This window comes from Pseudomonas sp. HY2-MNA-CIBAN-0224 (assembly GCF_040310285.1).
GTDB lineage: Bacteria > Pseudomonadota > Gammaproteobacteria > Pseudomonadales > Pseudomonadaceae > Aquipseudomonas > Aquipseudomonas helleri.
In genome coordinates this window covers 1-588 of sequence record NZ_JBEOPQ010000147.1, presented here as the reverse complement: position 1 = coordinate 588, position 588 = coordinate 1, and the positions used below count along the sequence as shown (strand labels likewise).

At 43.5% G+C, this 588-nt stretch carries 2 protein-coding genes; both read right to left on the bottom strand.

Annotated features, from left to right (window positions below; translation table 11 throughout):
- Nucleotides 1-130: 130 nt before the first annotated feature.
- Complete coding sequence (locus AAEZ03_RS25770) at nucleotides 131-397, bottom strand: type II toxin-antitoxin system RelE/ParE family toxin (protein ID WP_015060936.1); 267 nt, start codon at nucleotides 395-397, stop codon at nucleotides 131-133.
- Nucleotides 384-588: type II toxin-antitoxin system RelB/DinJ family antitoxin (locus tag AAEZ03_RS25765; RefSeq protein WP_350582549.1), on the bottom strand; the 205-nt coding region annotated here is incomplete at its 5' end. The genes AAEZ03_RS25770 and AAEZ03_RS25765, both read right to left, overlap by 14 nt.

Here is a 588-nt window from a genome sequence, read left to right as displayed (position 1 = left end):
TTTACCTTCAGCTAAATTGATATCAGGTATGTGAATAGAGTATACCCCAGCGGAACTAGCTATTTCACTCCAAAAACCTATTAACAGACTACTCAAAACAGACTGTCATTGTGGAACCACTTAAAACAGGCTAATCAAACACCTCTGAATGGCTACCCAGCCTAACAAAATCTACCGTATCGCTCTGAACACGGTAGATAAGCACCAAATCAGGCTTAATATGGCAATCCCTAAACCCTTTATGATTGCCGGTCAACGCATGGTCTTTGTATTTAGCCGGTAGCGGTATATCGTTCGTCAAACAATTAAGCACCTCGCCCCATGCAGGAGTGAGCAAGCTTAGATAATTCTTTTTGGCATCTCTCTTAAACTGACTGGATACTTCAATGGATCTCATCAGCCTCGCCTTCTAGCTCATCCATCAAATCACCAAAGCTATCGTACTTAGTGCCGTTACCGCTCGCGACCTCTGCAATAGCAGCAAGTGTTTGCGCGTTGAGCTTAGGTTGTTGATAGTCAAAAGACAGAGGAATCGCATTAGTATCGGCTACTTGGTTCAAGAACAGTCTTATGGCTTGTGAAGGCGTT

Coding starts and splice junctions, on each gene's coding strand:
- AAEZ03_RS25770 (WP_015060936.1), bottom strand. CDS start 397: ATGAGATCCATTGAAGTATCCAGTCAGTTTAAGAGAGATGCCAAAAAG.